Origin of the sequence: Enterobacter sp. SORGH_AS_0287 (assembly GCF_031453695.1) — a bacterium.
In the GTDB taxonomy this organism is placed as follows: domain Bacteria; phylum Pseudomonadota; class Gammaproteobacteria; order Enterobacterales; family Enterobacteriaceae; genus Enterobacter; species Enterobacter ludwigii.
Genome location: NZ_JAVIZW010000001.1, coordinates 3,025,519 through 3,041,847, shown reverse-complemented (window position 1 = coordinate 3,041,847; position 16,329 = coordinate 3,025,519). Strand labels below are relative to the sequence as shown.

At 56.3% G+C, this 16,329-nt stretch carries 11 protein-coding genes and 2 pseudogenes; 5 read left to right on the top strand and 8 right to left on the bottom strand.

All coding sequences use genetic code 11. The features are described from left to right. Positions 1 to 96 precede the first annotated feature (96 nt). The 4 genes and pseudogenes from QE396_RS14460 (at position 97) to QE396_RS14445 (ending at position 3,758) form a co-directional block, all read left to right on the top strand. The gene (locus tag QE396_RS14460; protein WP_047366506.1) at positions 97 to 1,233 is read left to right on the top strand and encodes a lactonase family protein; all 1,137 of its coding nucleotides are present in this window, start codon (positions 97 to 99) and stop codon (positions 1,231 to 1,233) included. Between the two features lie 19 nt (positions 1,234 to 1,252). Further along, a pseudogene (locus QE396_RS14455) lies at positions 1,253 to 3,165 on the top strand (BglG family transcription antiterminator). 77 nt (positions 3,166 to 3,242) lie between these two features. Further along, complete coding sequence (locus tag QE396_RS14450; RefSeq protein ID WP_032679513.1) at positions 3,243 to 3,485, top strand: type II toxin-antitoxin system RelB/DinJ family antitoxin; 243 nt, start codon at positions 3,243 to 3,245, stop codon at positions 3,483 to 3,485. Next, a pseudogene (locus tag QE396_RS14445) lies at positions 3,475 to 3,758 on the top strand (type II toxin-antitoxin system RelE/ParE family toxin). Before QE396_RS14450 ends, QE396_RS14445 begins: the two are co-directional and overlap by 11 nt. Before the next feature lie 3 nt (positions 3,759 to 3,761). Here the strand turns inward: QE396_RS14445 and nrdG are convergent. The 5 genes from nrdG to QE396_RS14420 all read right to left on the bottom strand — a co-directional run bounded on the left by nrdG (position 3,762) and on the right by QE396_RS14420 (position 11,450). Then, positions 3,762 to 4,226 carry an anaerobic ribonucleoside-triphosphate reductase-activating protein gene (nrdG, locus tag QE396_RS14440; protein ID WP_047366507.1) on the bottom strand — a complete coding sequence of 155 codons (465 nt, stop codon included), beginning with the start codon at positions 4,224 to 4,226 and terminating at the stop codon, positions 3,762 to 3,764. A gap of 138 nt (positions 4,227 to 4,364) precedes the next feature. Continuing rightward, a complete protein-coding gene (nrdD, locus tag QE396_RS14435; protein ID WP_309951490.1) occupies positions 4,365 to 6,503 on the bottom strand; it encodes an anaerobic ribonucleoside-triphosphate reductase in 2,139 nt (712 codons plus the stop codon). 367 nt (positions 6,504 to 6,870) lie between these two features. Further along, positions 6,871 to 7,443, bottom strand: coding sequence for a PTS sugar transporter subunit IIA (locus QE396_RS14430; protein WP_032679517.1), 573 nt, complete (start codon positions 7,441 to 7,443; stop codon positions 6,871 to 6,873). Position 7,444: 1 nt separating this feature from the next. Then, positions 7,445 to 10,042, bottom strand: a complete 2,598-nt coding sequence (locus QE396_RS14425; RefSeq protein WP_047366508.1) for a glycoside hydrolase family 38 C-terminal domain-containing protein — start codon at positions 10,040 to 10,042, stop codon at positions 7,445 to 7,447. Positions 10,043 to 10,052: 10 nt separating this feature from the next. Next, complete coding sequence (locus QE396_RS14420) at positions 10,053 to 11,450, bottom strand: PTS fructose transporter subunit IIC (protein ID WP_071993116.1); 1,398 nt, start codon at positions 11,448 to 11,450, stop codon at positions 10,053 to 10,055. 179 nt (positions 11,451 to 11,629) lie between these two features. Here QE396_RS14420 and QE396_RS14415 point away from each other — a divergent pair, with 179 nt between their 5' ends. Next, complete coding sequence (locus QE396_RS14415; protein ID WP_047366509.1) at positions 11,630 to 12,289, top strand: MurR/RpiR family transcriptional regulator; 660 nt, start codon at positions 11,630 to 11,632, stop codon at positions 12,287 to 12,289. Positions 12,290 to 12,297: 8 nt separating this feature from the next. Here QE396_RS14415 and QE396_RS14410 read toward each other — a convergent pair whose 3' ends face one another. The 3 genes from QE396_RS14410 to treB form a co-directional block, all read right to left on the bottom strand. Then, positions 12,298 to 13,044, bottom strand: coding sequence for an oligogalacturonate-specific porin KdgM family protein (locus tag QE396_RS14410; RefSeq protein ID WP_025205757.1), 747 nt, complete (start codon positions 13,042 to 13,044; stop codon positions 12,298 to 12,300). Positions 13,045 to 13,178: 134 nt separating this feature from the next. Continuing rightward, positions 13,179 to 14,834 (bottom strand): alpha,alpha-phosphotrehalase, encoded by a 1,656-nt coding sequence (gene treC, locus QE396_RS14405; protein WP_044867606.1) that lies wholly within the window; start codon positions 14,832 to 14,834, stop codon positions 13,179 to 13,181. A gap of 51 nt (positions 14,835 to 14,885) precedes the next feature. Then, the gene (gene treB, locus QE396_RS14400) at positions 14,886 to 16,304 is read right to left on the bottom strand and encodes a PTS trehalose transporter subunit IIBC (RefSeq protein WP_047366582.1); all 1,419 of its coding nucleotides are present in this window, start codon (positions 16,302 to 16,304) and stop codon (positions 14,886 to 14,888) included. Between the last annotated feature and the right edge of the window lie 25 nt (positions 16,305 to 16,329).

Below are 16,329 nucleotides of genomic sequence, written 5' to 3'. Positions count from 1 at the left end.
TCTCCCCAAAGGGGAGAGGGTGTAATCGTCCCCTCTCCCCTTTGGGGAGAGGGTTAGGGTGAGGGGCACAAACCGCACAAAACCAAAGGAGCCACCATGCACACCCGCAATCTGCTCGTCGCTTCACTCTCGTTACTCGCTACCACTGCCATCGCCCAGACCCATTACGCCTGGGTCGGGACGTACAACCCCAACGGCGAGGGGCTGTACCGCTTTACGGTCGATCCTCACACTGGCGCGCTGTCGAATAAAACGCTGGTCAGCACGCTGCCAAACGCCGCGCAGCTCACCGTCTCGCAGGATGGTAAGACGCTCTATCTGGCGAGCGAAGTGGAGCAGGGCGTGGTGCAGGCGCTGCGCGTGAGCGATAACGGTGAACTGAGCGAGCTTAATCAGGTGGCGTCCGGCGGGGCGGGGCCGGTCTATCTCTCCCTGACGCCAAAGGGTCACCACCTGCTGGTGGCGAACTACGTCAGCGGCTCGATTGCTGTTCTGCCCGTTAATGCAGACGGCAGTCTGGGGGAGGCGACGGACACGCATCAGGATCGGGGAGAGCCGGGCGCGGCGAAACCGGCGGCGGCGGTGGAAGGCAGTTTTGCCATTAGCGATCACAATGGCCCCCATGCGCACATGATCGCCGCCGATCCGCGCGGGAAATACGTTTTTTCTACCGATCTGGGTCTGGATCGTATCTACCAGTACCGTTTTGACGATCAAACAGGCAAGCTGACCCCGAACGATCCGCCGTTTATCAGTGCCTCCTCGAAAGGGGCCGGTCCGCGGCATTTCGTCTTTACGCCGAAAGGCGATGCGTTATGGCTGATTAACGAAGAGGCATCCACGCTCACGCACTATACGCTGGATGCGCGAGGCAGGCTGCAGGAGGGGAAAACCCTCTCCGCCCTGCCACACGGCTATAAAGGCACCAGCTTTGCCGCCGGGCTGGCGCTCAGTGCCGATGGCAAACAGCTGTATGTGGCTAACCGTTTGCATAACAGCATCGGGCACTTTACCGTAACAGCGGATGGCACGCTGACGCATCAGGACGATGTGTGGACGCGTGGTGATTACCCGCGCACCCTGACGCTCGACAAACAGGGGCGCTGGCTGTACGTCATGAATCAGCGCAGCGACAACATTACCCGTTTTCGCGTGGCGCAGGACGGCAAACTCAGCGCCGAGCCGGACTATACCCCGGTCGGCAGCCCATCCCAGATGGTCATTTCACCCTAAGCCGTAAGAGGACAACCCCGTGCGATTTCCGAACCAACGTTTAGCGCAACTTTTCGATCTGTTGCAAAACGAGACGCTGCCGCAGGACGAACTGGCGCAGCGGCTGTCGGTCTCCACGCGAACCGTCCGCGCTGATATCACTGCCCTGAACGCGCTGCTGGCGAGCCACGGCGCGCAGTTTATTCTCAGCCGCGGCAATGGCTATCAGCTCAAAATTGACGATGCAGAACGCTATCAGCAGCTTCAGTCCTCCCACCCCGCGCGCGCTGCGCATTCCCCGCACCGGGCCGGAGCGCGTGCACTATCTGGTGGTCCGTTTTCTTACCTCCGCGTTTTCGCTCAAGCTGGAGGATCTGGCGGATGAGTGGTTTGTCAGCCGTGCGACGCTGCAAAGTGACATGGTGGAAGTGCGCGAGTGGTTCCACCGCTACAACCTGACGCTGGAAACCCGACCGCGCCACGGCATGAAGCTGTTTGGCAGCGAGATGGCGACCCGCGCCTGTCTCACCGATCTGCTCTGGGAGCTGGCACAGCAGGATAGCCTGAACCCGCTGGTGACCGACGTTGCGCTCAATGCGGGGGTGGCGGAGCAGATGGTTCCCGTGCTGCACGATGCGCTGACGCGGCATCACATTCGTCTGACTGACGAGGGCGAGTTGTTCCTGCGCCTGTACTGTGCGGTGTCGGTGCGTCGCATCAGCGAGGGCTATCCGCTGCCGGAATTTCACGCAGAAGATGTGGCCGAGAATGTCCGTGAGGCGGCGAAAGACATCGCTGTGACCATTCAACAGCTGGCGGATAAAGCGCTTTCGCCTTCAGAAGAGAGCTGGCTCTGCGTTCACATCGCGGCACGCCAGATCCAGGAGATTGCCCCCAGTGCCATCAATGCCGATGACGACGAAGCGCTGGTCAATTACATCCTGCGCTACATCAATACCCACTATAACTACAACCTGCTCAGCGACGAGCAACTGCATGCGGATCTGCTCACCCACATCAAAACCATGATCACCCGCGTGCGCTATCAAATCATGATCCCGAATCCGCTTCTGGATAACATCAAGCAGCACTACCCGATGGCATGGGATATGACCCTCGCGGCAGTGTCGAGCTGGGGGAAATACACGCCGTATGTGATCAGCGAAAACGAGATCGGTTTCCTGGTGCTGCATATCGGTGTCGGGCTGGAGCGCCACTACAACATCGGCTACCAGCGCCAGCCGCGGGTGCTGTTAGTTTGCGATGCCGGGAATGCGATGGTCCGGATGATTGAAGCGGTGTTGCAGCGCAAATATCCGCAAATTGAGGTGACCCGCACGCTCACGCTGCGCGAGTATGAGCTGGCGGAACCGATCGGCGAAGACTTTGTTATCTCGACCGCCCGGGTGAGCGAAAAGTCTAAACCGGTGGTGATGATCGCCCCGTTCCCGACGGACTACCAGCTTGAGCAGATAGGTAAGCTGGTGCTGGTGGACCGAACCCGCCCGTGGATGCTGGATAAATACTTCGATGCCGCCCATTTCCGCATTATCGACAGGCCGATTGACCAGCAAACGCTGTTCCGGGAGCTGTGCGAGCAGCTCGAAGAAGAGGGGTTTGTTGGCGCGGAGTTTCTGGATTCGGTCGTGGAGCGAGAGGCCATCGTCAGCACCATGCTGGGCGACGGCATTGCGCTACCGCACTCCCTCGGGCTACTGGCACAAAAAACGGTGGTTTACACCGTGCTGGCACCGCAGGGTATTGCCTGGGGGGATGAAACATGCCCATGTGATTTTCCTGCTCGCCATCAGCAAGCGCGAGTACGAAGAGGCGATGGCGATTTACGATATTTTCGTGACTTTCCTGCGTGAGCGCGCCATGTCACGGCTGTGCAGTTGCAATGATTTCGCCGGGTTTAAAGCGGTGGCGATGGAGAGTGTGAGCCGGTTTTGAGAGACGTTATCCAGAATTCTATGTAATGCAAATGTAATGCTAAAATGCATTACACATTCGATTTCACTGGAGACATAATGGCCACGCTGAACGTCCGTCTGGATGACAAACTCAAAAACGAGGCTTATGCCGTGCTTGAAAAACTCAATATCACGCCAACGGAAGCCGTTCGGTTACTGTTTCAGTACGTTGCGGAGACGGGGCGTATGCCGGTGAAAACGGTCACTGTCAGCGACAGTGAAGATGAACTCATACACACAGTCCGGGAGCGGCTGGCTAATCCGCAAAAAGGAATTAAGGTTAGGCTGGATGACTTATGAACTCGTATTTGATCCGAGGGCGTTCAAGGAGTGGACCAGGCTGGGTGATACCGTAAAAATCAGTTTAAGAAGAAGCTTGCGAACGTGTTGATGAACTCCAGGATTGAATCGGCTCGCCTGCATGGCCTGCCTGATTGCGACAAGATAAAACTCAGATCCCAGGGTTATCGTTTGGTCTATCAGGTTCAGGACTACGTTGTGACGGTATGTGTTATTGCTATCGGTAAGAGAGAGAAATCAGCCGTTTATCATGACGTAAACAAACGGCTTTAGCGATCACCGCAAATGATGCACAACCTGGTTGCTGCTGCCGCGCCAGATCAGCGCAGGGTCTTTTAAATCCTGCACAAACTTGCCGTCAACCAGTACGTTAATCAAATCCACCACTTCCCTCTGTTCAGCATTCAGTTCTTCAAGCTTATAACCCGTCCAGACCCAGATATCCTTGCCTGCACATTCGCGGCGAATGCGTTTTATCAGCTTCAGAATGTCCGGCACGTTTTGCGGGTGAAGCGGGTCGCCACCGGAGAGTGAAATCCCCTGGCGGGGAATGCGCGTGTCGTTGAGATCGTTGATGATCCGCTGTTCCATTTCCGCGGTGAACGGCAGGCCTGAATTCAGGCGCCAGGTGCTTTTGTTGTAACAGCCGGGGCATTCATGGACGCAGCCTGAGACAAACAGGGTGCAGCGGGTGCCGGGGCCGTTGACGATGTCGACGGGATAGTATTGATGATATCGCATAAGAAGATGTCCAGAGTGTGTGTGCGCGGGTGCCCTCACCCCAGCCCTCTCCCACAGGGAGAAGGGGAAAACGTAGGTGCGCGTTCGGTTCCCTCTCCCGGAGGGAGAGGGGTAGGGTGAGGGGAAACCCCCGACGCCTTAACCGATCTGCCCATTCCCCAAATGTTTCACGCGTCGCTTAACCTCTTCCTGCTTACCGGCGTTAAACGGACGCGCATCGGGACTCCCGAGATAGCCACATACGCGGCGGGTCACCGAGACGCGAGCCGCATCGTGGTTACCGCATTTCGGGCAGGTGAAGCCTTTGCTGGTGCACTCAAACTCACCGGTAAAGCCACACTCGTAGCACTCGTCAATCGGGGTGTTGGTCCCGTAATACGGCACGTGCTGATAGCTGTAATCCCAGACATCTTCCAGCGCCTTCAGGTTGTGCTGAATGTTCGGATACTCGCCGTAGCAGATGAAGCCACCGTTCGCGACGGGCGGATACGCGGCTTCAAAGTCGATCTTGTCGTAAGGGTTCACCTTCTTCTCCACGTCGAGGTGGAAGCTGTTGGTGTAGTACCCTTTGTCGGTTACCCCTTCGACAATGCCAAATTCAGCGGTATCCAGGCGGCAGAAACGGTCACACAGGTTTTCACTCGGGGTGCTGTACAGGCTGAAGCCGTAGCCGGTTTCGTCTTTCCACTGGTCAACCGCATCGCGCAGGCGCTGAACAATGGCGACACCTTTTTCACGCAGGGCGTCGCTGTCATACATGTGCTGGTTGCCGAACAGCGCGTTGATCGTTTCGTGAATACCGATGTAGCCCAGAGAAATCGACGCGCGACCATTTTTGAAGATCTCCGACACGTCATCGTCCGCCTTCAGGCGCACGCCGCAGGCCCCTTCCATATACAGGATGGGCGCAACGCGGGCTTTCACCCCTTCCAGACGCGCGATACGGGTCATGAGGGCCTTTCGTGCGAGCTGCAGACGTTCGTCCAGTAGCGCCCAGAAGGCCGCTTCGTCGCCTTTGGCTTCGAGGGCGATACGCGGCAGGTTGAGGCTGATCACGCCGAGGTTGTTACGGCCGTCGTGAACCTGTTCGCCGTTTTCGTCTTCATACACGCCGAGGAAGCTGCGGCAGCCCATTGGCGTTTTAAACGAGCCGGTCACTTTGACCACCTGGTCGTAGTTCAGGATGTCCGGGTACATGCGCTTGCTCGCACACTCCAGCGCCAGCTGTTTGATGTCGTAGTTAGGATCGCCAAACTTGTGGTTCAGGCCGTCGCGGATAGCGAACACCAGTTTCGGGAACACCGCTGTCTTACGGTTTTTACCAAGCCCGGAGATACGGTTGCGCAGGATAGACTGCTGAATCAGGCTTGATTCCCAACTGGTACCCAGACCAAAACCGAAGGTCACAAACGGCGTCTGACCATTGGCGGTATGCAGGGTGTTCACCTCATATTCCAGCGACTGGAACGCGTCGTAGCACTCTTTTTCGGTACGGGAGTGCGCGTAGCCCTCGGCGTCCGGGATTTGCCACTCTTCAGCGGTTTGACGGTGTTTATTGAAGCTTGCCGTGACGAACGGTGCCAGTACTTCATCAATGCGGTTAATGGTGGTGCCGCCGTAAATATGGCTGGCGACCTGAGCGATAATCTGCGCCGTGACCGCAGTGGCCGTGGAGATCGATTTTGGCGGCTCAATCTCGGCATTACCCATTTTAAAACCGTGGGTCAGCATGCCTTTCAGGTCGATGAGCATACAGTTGAACATCGGGAAGAAGGGCGAGTAATCGAGATCGTGGTAGTGGATCTCACCGCGCTCATGCGCCGAGACCACGTCGCGCGGCAGCAGGTGCTGACGGGCATAGTGTTTGGCAACAATACCGGCCAGCAGGTCGCGCTGGGTGGGGATCACTTTGCTGTCTTTGTTGGCATTTTCATTCAGCAGGGCGGAGTTGGTCTGCTCCACCAGGCCACGAATCTCCTGATTAAGACGACCGCGTTTCTCACGCTGAACGTCCCGATCGTGGCGGTATTCGATATAGGCACGGGCTAACTGCTTGTAGGGGCCCGCCATCAGCTGGTTCTCAACCGCGGTCTGGATCTCATTGATATCGACCTGGCTGCGTTCGTTCATCTGGCTGCTAACGACTTCTGCGACGGTGGCGCAGTAATCTGCGTCATCGACACCCGCTGCTTTAGCTGCACGCAGAATGGCTTCCTGGATGCGCTCTGATTTAAACGGCACTTTACAGCCATCACGTTTCATCACATGCGGTGTCATGATCACTCCATTTTTAAAAACAGGTTATCCACAAAGGTGGAGAAGTATTCACCGGGCGTATTGTCAGCCAGGCCAGAGACTTCCCACGTTCCCAACGCGTGTTATCCACAATTCCGGAGAGCTGAGTCGCCGTCTTGTTGTTGGAATAGTAGACGATAAATACAATATGTTGGGTCGGCGTGCATTTTAAGTGCTACATATAGTGATTTGCATCAAACATGTTTGCGATTTATTTGATTCAGAACAAAGTAAAAAGACGAGAGTACAAACGACGGGCACTCCAGCGTTTGTAAAGACGAGAGGGAAAATTCTGATTAATTATTCAACAAAAACAAGCGCTCAGCAGCATGTGCCGAGCGCCAGTCGGTTAACTCACCCCGCATGCCCAGTTCAGTCCGGCCTGGAGAAAGGCTGCCGCCGCAATACTCCCGAGTATCAGCGGGATAACAAGTGAGCGCCCGGGTTCGGCGTCCGCGTTTTGTGGCGTTTCTCTGCGCAACGCGGACAGCGCTTCTTCGCCGGTGCGCGCCGCCAGAAGCGCGTTACGAACCCGCTCTTCCGCCAGCGAACTGGTCAGCGTCGTCAGCAGCTGCATATGCGTACTGCCGGCCTCGGCGTGCGGGATGGCGAGCAGAAAAACCATCCTGACCGCTTCATCGCCTTCCAGCCCCGGCCAGATAACCGGCTCATCAAAAAGCGCCAGGCAAAACGCCGCCTGCTGCACCGCGTCTGATTTACCGTGCGGAACGGCCAGCGCTTCGCCCAGCGCGGTGGGACCTTCACTTTCGCGGTGTAAGACGCTCTGGATAAAGGCGTCTTTATCGGTGATGACGTTTCGCCCGACAAGCGGTTCGGAGAGCCAGCGGATCAGCGCTTCAGGCGTGCGGCAGGGTGGGTTAATAAACACCAGTTCGGGGTGCGTGAGTTCAAGCAAGTTCATGTTAAGCCTCAATCAAAAAATCACAGGTCGCAGAAGGGGGGATCATCGTCACCGATGGCACGTGTTCTTCCAGATAATTGAGCTGGGGACGCTCTGCCAGGCCAGCCGGAACAGGGACAGGCTGCGTCCCGGCGTTGAACACGCGGGCGATCGTGCCAGGCGATCGTTGCGCATGGGGCAGGGCAGAAAGAACGAGCGGTTCCGGTAAGGCGAATAACGAAAATTCTGCCGGCAACGTGCGTTCGGGCAGGCGCAGCGAAAAACGCTCAAGCCGGTTATCGAGGGTATGCAGCGTTTGCCGTTGATAGGTGAAGGGGTGACCCGTCGCCTGATTCTCCAGCTGGCGCAGCGTCAGATGGTCTGCGTTATCGGCCAGCGCCACGGTGAAGGAAAAGTGCAGCGGTTTGAGCAGCTGCGCATCGGGCGTGTCGACCACCGTATTGTTAATGCCAGACGCCCGACCGGGTCGCCAGTCAAGATCGCTGCGCCCCAGTACGCCGGTTGATTTGAATAAGGTCAGGGCAATGACTGCCGGAGCGCTTCCAATAACCTGAAACTCTTTCATGCCACGGCTATTCACGACCAGCGCTTTGCCCGCTTGCGCGATAGCGATGATGCCCTCGCTGGTTTCAATATCCACGGGCTTCTCGCGATAGCGCTCCTGCCAGTGAGTATCGTCGTACCCCGTTTTACGCTCGATTATCGAGAACGGCTGCGAGGCGAGGGAGTGACGGGTGCAAATATCGCTGTTGATCAGTAAACGCAGCCGGTGATCGCAGTGGTTGTTTACCAGCGAGCTATCAACATGCAGGTTCGGATCGTCGTGACGTAATTCGCACACTATGCGCATTGATAACGGCGTGCGGGTATTTTCCCGGCGTCCAGCGAGATCCGGCGGCAGCGACATGACCGCCTCAAGCACCATCGTTTGGCAAAGAGGGGTTTTGCTGCAGTCGATCAGCGTGAAATGCGCGCAGCGCGTCGGTTCATCGCCCGCGAGCGGCGAGAAATCATAGCTGTCTCCGGCATCCGCGCAGTCTTCAAGACTGAATAACGACGTGATGCGCCTGGCGTTGCGCTTGTCTTCAAGCACCAGCGTACCGGCCTCCAGCGTCAGTCGATAAACCGTATTCTCTATCGCCTCTCCTTTCGCGGCGCAGGTCCTGGCAAACGGAGCCGGTGTGTCTGTTACGTTGACGGTGATATAGCCCACCGGCGGCAGGAGAGGCGTCTGCAGAACAACATGCCAGCGGAAATAAGGCGGAAGGTGTGTTTCGCGTTCGCCCTCACAGGTGAGGGAGATGGCCGTTCCTCCGGGTAACGTCTCGCGTTCCAGAACGTCGAAGGGCAGCGGCTGGCCCTGATACGTCAGGGTGATATTGTCGGCCCGACTGTACAGGGTGGTGTGGATCACGCAGCGGGTCGGGGTGGCCAGCGGGTTGAAAATGAGCAGGTCACCCTCCTGACAGCATGCGGCGGCCAGCGACTTCACCACCAGATTCCACAGGCTGTGACAAAGCTGCTCTGTCTGCTCGAGTCGATGAAGAATGTCGCGGTTAGTGGCATCGCTGTTGCAGCCGCCCATGGAGTCGTGGGCATGGCTTCGCAGAAGCTTCTTCCAGAGGGTGTCCACAATCGGGAGCATGACCGGAATGCCCTGATGACGCGCCATGGCGATGGTGGGCTCCAGCTGTCGCAGGATGAACTGCTCGATGTCGGCATTTTTCTTTTTGATATCGTAACGCACAGACCCGATCGTTTTGTGAATGCGGGTGTAGCGCGGCGATTTCAGCTCACCTTCCCATAACGCCAGCTGTTCCCGTTTTGTGCGCAGCAGTGCGACGTACTGCTCCAGCGAGCTGAGGACGTAACGGTCCTGCGTGGGAGAGTGCGCGCTGGCAGCCTGCAGGATACGCGGCAGCGCCGGGTCGATGCTCACCTGATCGCCGCCGCAGGGTAGGAGCAGGTCGTCAATCTGCGACCGTGAACGCAGGAGATCCACCATCGGGTAGATCTTGCCGTGCAGATGGCTGGCCTCCGCGCGCATGTTCTTGGCCGCACCATACCCCAGCGCCATTGCACAGGCGATGATGGTTGCACCTGAGGGCGCGCGCCAGAGAAACTGGCTGTTTTTGGCCTGATTGTCGTGGTCGATACCGCGCCAGAAAACGATGTTATCGATATTGCAGCCCTGCAAAATCGTGGGCATCTGCGCGTTATGCCCAAAGGTATCCGGCAGATAACCGACCTGCATGGCATGCCCCAGCGCCCGAGCGGCGAAGATACCGTACTTGAGGTTGCGGATAATCGATTCGCCGTGAACGTTGTAGGTATCCGTCTGGGTGAACCACGGCCCGACAAACACGCTTTTCTCCCTGACCAGTTTTTCCAGCCGGGGCCGGTAATCGGGATTGATGGCGAGAAAGTCATCCACTACCGCCATCTGTCCGTCAAGGTGATAGCACTGCCAGGCCGGGTCCTGCTCCAGCGTCTCGATGACCTCCGCAAAGTTGTATGACGCCAGCACCATGCTGTCCTGGCGGGTGAAATACCACTCCTGATCCCAGTGGGTATGGGCTATGACGTGGATCTGGCTCATTGCGCTCTCCTTATCTGGCGTTCTTTGGGCTGAGATAAAGCACGCCCAGGGCGCAAATCAGTGCGCCAATAAAGACGCTTGCCAGGTACCCGACCACATTGGTCGCCAGCGGCCAGCCCCAGATAGCCGGCAGGGGCAACGTCTGCTTCACGCCGAGGGCAATCGCCACCAGCGCACCCGCGACGGCTCCTGTCATGAACACGGGGATCAGGCGTGGGTTTTTCAGAATGAACGGGATAGCGCCTTCTGAAATACCGATAAAGCCCAGCAATAACGAAGTGCTGCCAACGGTTTTCTCTTCACGGCTGAACACGTCCGGCAGGCCAAAACGCCCATTGAGGAACGCGGCGAGGCCTACCCCAATAGAAGGAATCACGATGGAGAGCTCGCGGGCGGTTAAATCAAATGTCTCGCTCATGCCGTTCAGGCCGAGCGCGACCGATCCTGCCGCCTTGTTGACCGGGCCGCCGAGATCGAACGCGGTACCCGCGGCGATCATGGCCGAGTAGAAGCCGCGTCCGGTATCACCCGCCGAGGTAAAAAAGACCACCATCAGCTGGTTAAGCGAACCAAAAATCGGGTTGATCAGATATTCCATTACCATCACCAGCGTAATACCGGTGATCAGCGGAACGACCAGCATCGTTTTAAGGGTGGTAAGCTGCTGTCGGACGTGAATCGCATCATTCAGCCAGCGCACCAGATAGCCGACAAAAAAGCCGATGCCAATTGCGCCGAAAAAGCCGGAGGGCATAAAGCCTTCAATATCAAAGAAGCGTTTGTAGACCTCATCTGACATGATGCCGCCGATCAGTCCGGGGATCAGCGCCGGTTTACCGGCAATGGAAAAGGCCAGATACATCGCAAAGACCGGGTACATGAACTTGATGGTCATAAAGCCCATTTTATCCAGCACGCTGAACGGCGAATGCTCAATGTTTATAAACTGCCCGGTAATTTTGGCCGTCGCCATCATCAGGCCGCCCATTACCACGACCGGTAACATATAGCTGATGGCCGCCATGATATGGCCGATAAAAATCTGGTAAGCCGAACGCTGAATGGCGTCTTCGTCCGCCACAGTGGTGACGTTTTTCTGCATGGCAAGCGCCTGACGCAGGTAGCGGTCGGTATTTTTAATCAGCTCCTGCGTGCGGGTCTGAAGGTGAGGAACGTGTTCAAAACGTTCTGCATCCTGAATGGGAACGTCGGTTGCAAGAATAATGGCCGTGGCGGAGGCAATATCCTGTTTCGTTAATCTGTTTTTTACGCCGTCGCTGCCCTGCGTTTCGACCTTGACCTCAATATTATGCTCTTTTGCCCATGCAATAATTTTACTTGCCGCCATAAACGTGTGCGCGATCCCTGTAGGACAAGCCGTTACAGCGATAATTTTTTGATTCATCATTGTAATAATTCCCTGGGTGTGAAAATAGCGAAAGTATAAAGAGAACTTAAAACAGTGTTTAAGGTTTGCTAATACTAATTACGTATCGTCATACGCTATGTGGCAATATGTGAAGCGCCTTCCAGACACTATTTCGCTATTCTGCTAATATCCTGTTAGGTTTTAACAGGACGTAATAAATGAATTCATTTCAGGGAAGTGAACGTTTGATATTTGAATACATTCAGCACCACGCACGCAATATTTCTGATATATCGGCAAAAGAGATTGCGCGTGATACTTTTACGACAACCACCTCGGTGAATCGCGTCTGTAAGAAAATGGGCTATAAGAGTTATACCGAGCTTCGCTATCGGTTTTTACGCGACCATTTTACGTCTGTCCCTGCCGAGCCTGCGATGGGGCCGCAGGCAGACGATATCGTGGTGGACGTGTCCCGGTTACTGACCCATTCCAGCCATATCTATTTATATGCACGCGGGGCATCTCTCACCAGCCTCAACTACCTGTCGCGTTTTTTGTCACTGGCGAGCCTGCCGCACCTGATTCTGAATGATATGCACCAGTTGACCCGGGTATCGAAGGGCACGCTGGTGTTGATCAGTAAATCCGGGGAGACGCAGTCGCTGATAGAAATGGCGCGTAACGCGCTGCGTAAGGGGCTAAAGATTATTGCGATTACCCGTCAGGGTTCGACGCTGGCCGGGCTTTCTACGCTGTGCTGGCCGTTGTCGATTGATATAAATGCCGTCTCTTTATATCAGCGAGAGGGACAGCTGGACCTGTTAAGCGCCGTCGATCGTATCGGCTGCAGGCTTCTGCAGCACGATACGGAGTAGGCAGGCCGTCAGAGCTGTTTCACGATACCCAGACGAATGGCGTAATCATTTTCATGATTGCCATCCTGAGTGAGGTAGGTTTTATCCAGCGACACCAGTTCGACGTAAGGCGTCCAGCCGTCGTCGAGCTTGTAGTTGAACGCTACGGTGTGCTCCCAGTAGGTATCATCCCCGGTTCCCTGATCGACATTATCCTGCCAGCGGAAGCGCGGGTTATAGGACATGCCGAATTTCCCGATGTTGTACGCGAACCACAGGTCGAACTGGTGCGACTCGCGGCGGGTGTAGCCGCTGCCGTCCAGGCGTTTGTCACTGTGCGCGTCGTTAACGGTGTTATAGCGGTAGCGGGCAGACAGGTTCAGGCCGTTATCGAATGCTTTCCAGCCCTGGATGAAGGGGCGGTAATGCGTATTGCTGGCGGTAAAGACGGTCACCATCCCTGGCGCGATGGCGAACCCATTTCCCAGATCAAAACGCCAGCGCGTTTCGATTTCCTGTGCTGCCTCCGTTAACCCTTTTTCGTCCGGATTATATCGGTCGGTATCACCAAAGAACGTATCGTTATGGTTTTGCGCCGCTTCGACGGAAAAGTAAAAACCGTTATCAGCCTGATGCATCACTTTAATACGTGAATCATTTACGTCTGAGCGCGTATTATGACCAAAGCGAAGATCGACGGAGGTATTTCCGCACCATCCCTGGGTACTTAATAATAATGCGCTAATACATGTTGCTTTAATAATTGTCTTTTTCATAATGTCCTGCCGAGGTTATTTAAATGGCAGGGCTATTCTTATTTTGGCACACCGTGAAGTAAAAGTTATCGTCGTACATTTAGCGTATCGCTAAACATAAAAAAAGAGATACAGCAGGCTGTATCTCTTGAGGGTTATTCCTGTATCCACCAGATGGCTTCAAACGGGCGCAACAGCAGGTTGTCGGGCTGAGGGGGAGCATCCGCATAGTTGCTCAGTGCGACCCGCCAGGCTCCCTGTACTGAGGCGGGAACCCATTGCTGGCGCTCACGGCTCAGGTTTGCCACCACCATCAGCGTCTGGCCCTGCGACCGCCGGCGGTAGCACCACAGGGAAGGGTGGTCAGGCAGCAGGTCTTCATAATCTCCCCACGTCAGCACCGGCAGGGTTTTGCGCAGGCGAATCAGCGTCTGGTAGGTGTAAAACACCGAATCAGTATCGTCCAGCGCTGCACGGGCATTGACCGTCTCGTAGTTGTCGCAAACGCCAATCCACGGCTCACCCTCGGTAAAGCCCGCACTGTGTGTGGCATCCCACTGCATTGGCGTGCGGCCATTATCGCGGGATTTACTCGCCAGAATAGCCAGCAATTCTTCAGGGGCGCGACCGTTGGCCCGCAGTTCAGCGAACATATTAAGGCTTTCAACGTCGCGGTAATCGGTTATACGGCTGAAGTGCGGGTTGGTCATACCCAGCTCTTCGCCCTGGTAAATATACGGGGTGCCCTGCATTCCGTGCAGCACCATGCCGAGCATTTTCGCGGCGTGGGGACGGTACTCCCCTTCATCGCCAAAGCGCGACACAATGCGCGGCTGATCGTGGTTACACCAGAACAGCGCGTTCCAGGCTTTGTTGTGCATGCCCTGCTGCCAGTGGCGGAAGAGGGTTTTCAGCGCCACGAAGTCCGGCCTGGCCAGGGTCCACTTTTCGCCGCCGGGGTAATCCACTTTCAGGTGGTGGAAGTTGAAGGTCATCGACAGCTCGCGCCCGTCGAGAGAGGCGTATTGCTGACAGTTTTCCAGCGAGGTCGACGACATCTCGCCTACCGTCATCAGGTTTCGCGGGGTAAAGACGTCGCGGCTCATCTCCTGAAGATACTCATGAATGCGCGGTCCGTCGGTATAGAAGCGACGGCCATCGCCCACGGCGTCATCCGGGAAATCCTGGTCTTTGGAAATCAGGTTAATCACATCGAGGCGTAAACCGTCCACGCCACGGTCGGCCCAGAACTCGCATACCTTTTTCAGCTCGGCGCGCACCTGCGGGTTTTCCCAGTTGAGGTCCGCCTGCTCGGGGGCGAACAGGTGCAGATAGTACTGCTCGCTCTCGGCGTGCCAGCGCCAGGCGTTGCCGCCAAATTTGGAGCGCCAGTTATTGGGCAGTTGTTCCGGCGTACCGTCGCGCCAGATGTAGAACTGGCGATACGGGCTCTCTTTATTCAGCGATTCCCGGAACCAGGCGTGCTGCGTTGAGGTGTGATTGAACACCATATCCAGCACGATACGAATGTCGCGTTGATGGGCCTGCGCGACCAGCTCGTCAAAATCATCCAGCGTGCCGTAGGCCGGGTCGATGGCGGTGTAATTCGCCACGTCGTACCCGTTATCTACCTGCGGGGAAATATAAAACGGCGTCAGCCAGATGGCGTCGATGCCGAGGGTTTGCAGGTAGTCCAGCCGCTGCGTGACGCCGCGTAAATCGCCGGTACCGCAGCCCGTCGTGTCCTGAAAACTCTTTGGATAGATCTGGTAGATAACGCCGTTCTGCCACCAGTGAGGAAGGGTATTCATAATGCGTTCCTGCAAATGCGAAGGGGCGCAACTGCGCCCCGAAAGATGAAGTTAAACAATCTGCAGCGCGCCCTGACGGTACTTACGCTGGTAAACCATGGTGGTGAGAGCCATTGGAACGACAATCGCGATGACCATCGCCAGGGAAAACACCTGCCAGAAAGCGGGCTGGATGGAGAGAATACCAGGCAGACCGCCGACACCGATCCCGTTCGCCATCACACCGTACAGACCGCATACCAGGCCTGCCAGACCGGAGCCGATCATCGCGCACAGCATCGGGAAGCGGTATTTCAGGTTGATACCGTACATCGCCGGTTCGGTAACGCCGAGGTAGGCGGAGATGGCGGCCGGAACAGAAATCTCACGCTCGTTATGCTTGCGGCTGACCAGGATAATGCCCGTGACCGCCGAGGCCTGCGCAATGTTAGACAGCGCGATGATAGGCCAGACCGGTGTACCGCCCAGGCTCTGAATCATCTGCATATCAATTGCCAGCGTGGTCTGGTGCACGCCGGTGATCACCAGCGGGGCGTACAGGAAGCCAAACAGCATGGCACCAATCGGCGCGAAACTGCCGGTCATCAGGTGACGTACCGCGAAGGCAACGCCGTCGCCAATCATGCGGCCAAACGGACCGATAAACGCATGGGCGAGGAAGACGGCCAGAATAAGGGAGCAGACCGGCACCACCACCAGATAGAGGTAATCCGGTACGATGCGTTTCAGGCGCGTTTCAATAAAGCCCAGCGTCAGACCGGCCAGCAAGGCTGGGATCACCTGCGCCTGATAGCCCACTTTCGCGATGGTGAACAGACCGAAGTTCCACACCTCAGGCACCTGCTGACCAAGTAAGTAAGCGTTCATTAACTGCGGAGAGACCAGCGTGACGCCCAGCACGATACCCAGAATCGGCGTGCCGCCCATTTTGCGCACCGCTGACCAGCAAATCCCGACCGGCAGATAGAAGAAGATCGCTTCGCCAATCAGCCACAGGAAGTCGTAAACGGTTTTCAGCGCCGGGTACATCTGCGCCAGGGTTTTGCCGTCGCTCATCGGCACATCACCGATAACGTTGCGGAAGCCCAGAATCAGACCGCCGCTGATCAGCGCCGGGAGCAGCGGGAAGAAAATCTCCGCGAAGTGGGAAATTAACTGCTCGTGCCATTTCATATTCTGGCGTGCAGCTTTCTTGGCTTGCTCTTTATCGGCTGAACTGTGCCCGGTTGTCGCCAGCAGAGCCTGATAGTAATCGCCCACTTCGGTACCAATGACGACCTGGAACTGACCGGCGTTGGTGAAGCAGCCTTTAACCATGGAAAGCGCTTCAATGGCTTTCGGATCGGCTTTGGACGGGTCGTTCAGCACGAAGCGCAGGCGGGTAATGCAATGGCTGACGGTCGCGATGTTTTCACGGCCGCCTACCAGGACAATCAACTGGTCGATATCTTCTTGTTTGACTTTACTCATCATGAAACCTCATGACCGATGGTGA

Excerpts from the sequence above, each read along its gene's own strand:
- QE396_RS14410 (WP_025205757.1), bottom strand. The coding sequence starts at position 13,044 with ATGAAAAAGACAATTATTAAAGCAACATGTATTAGCGCATTATTATTA.
- nrdG (WP_047366507.1), bottom strand. The coding sequence starts at position 4,226 with ATGCGATATCATCAATACTATCCCGTCGACATCGTCAACGGCCCCGGC.
- QE396_RS14460 (WP_047366506.1), top strand. The coding sequence starts at position 97 with ATGCACACCCGCAATCTGCTCGTCGCTTCACTCTCGTTACTCGCTACC.
- treB (WP_047366582.1), bottom strand. The coding sequence starts at position 16,304 with ATGAGTAAAGTCAAACAAGAAGATATCGACCAGTTGATTGTCCTGGTA.
- QE396_RS14430 (WP_032679517.1), bottom strand. The coding sequence starts at position 7,443 with ATGAACTTGCTTGAACTCACGCACCCCGAACTGGTGTTTATTAACCCA.
- QE396_RS14450 (WP_032679513.1), top strand. The coding sequence starts at position 3,243 with ATGGCCACGCTGAACGTCCGTCTGGATGACAAACTCAAAAACGAGGCT.
- QE396_RS14425 (WP_047366508.1), bottom strand. The coding sequence starts at position 10,042 with ATGAGCCAGATCCACGTCATAGCCCATACCCACTGGGATCAGGAGTGG.
- nrdD (WP_309951490.1), bottom strand. The coding sequence starts at position 6,503 with ATGACACCGCATGTGATGAAACGTGATGGCTGTAAAGTGCCGTTTAAA.
- QE396_RS14415 (WP_047366509.1), top strand. The coding sequence starts at position 11,630 with ATGAATTCATTTCAGGGAAGTGAACGTTTGATATTTGAATACATTCAG.
- QE396_RS14420 (WP_071993116.1), bottom strand. The coding sequence starts at position 11,450 with ATGATGAATCAAAAAATTATCGCTGTAACGGCTTGTCCTACAGGGATC.
- treC (WP_044867606.1), bottom strand. The coding sequence starts at position 14,834 with ATGAATACCCTTCCTCACTGGTGGCAGAACGGCGTTATCTACCAGATC.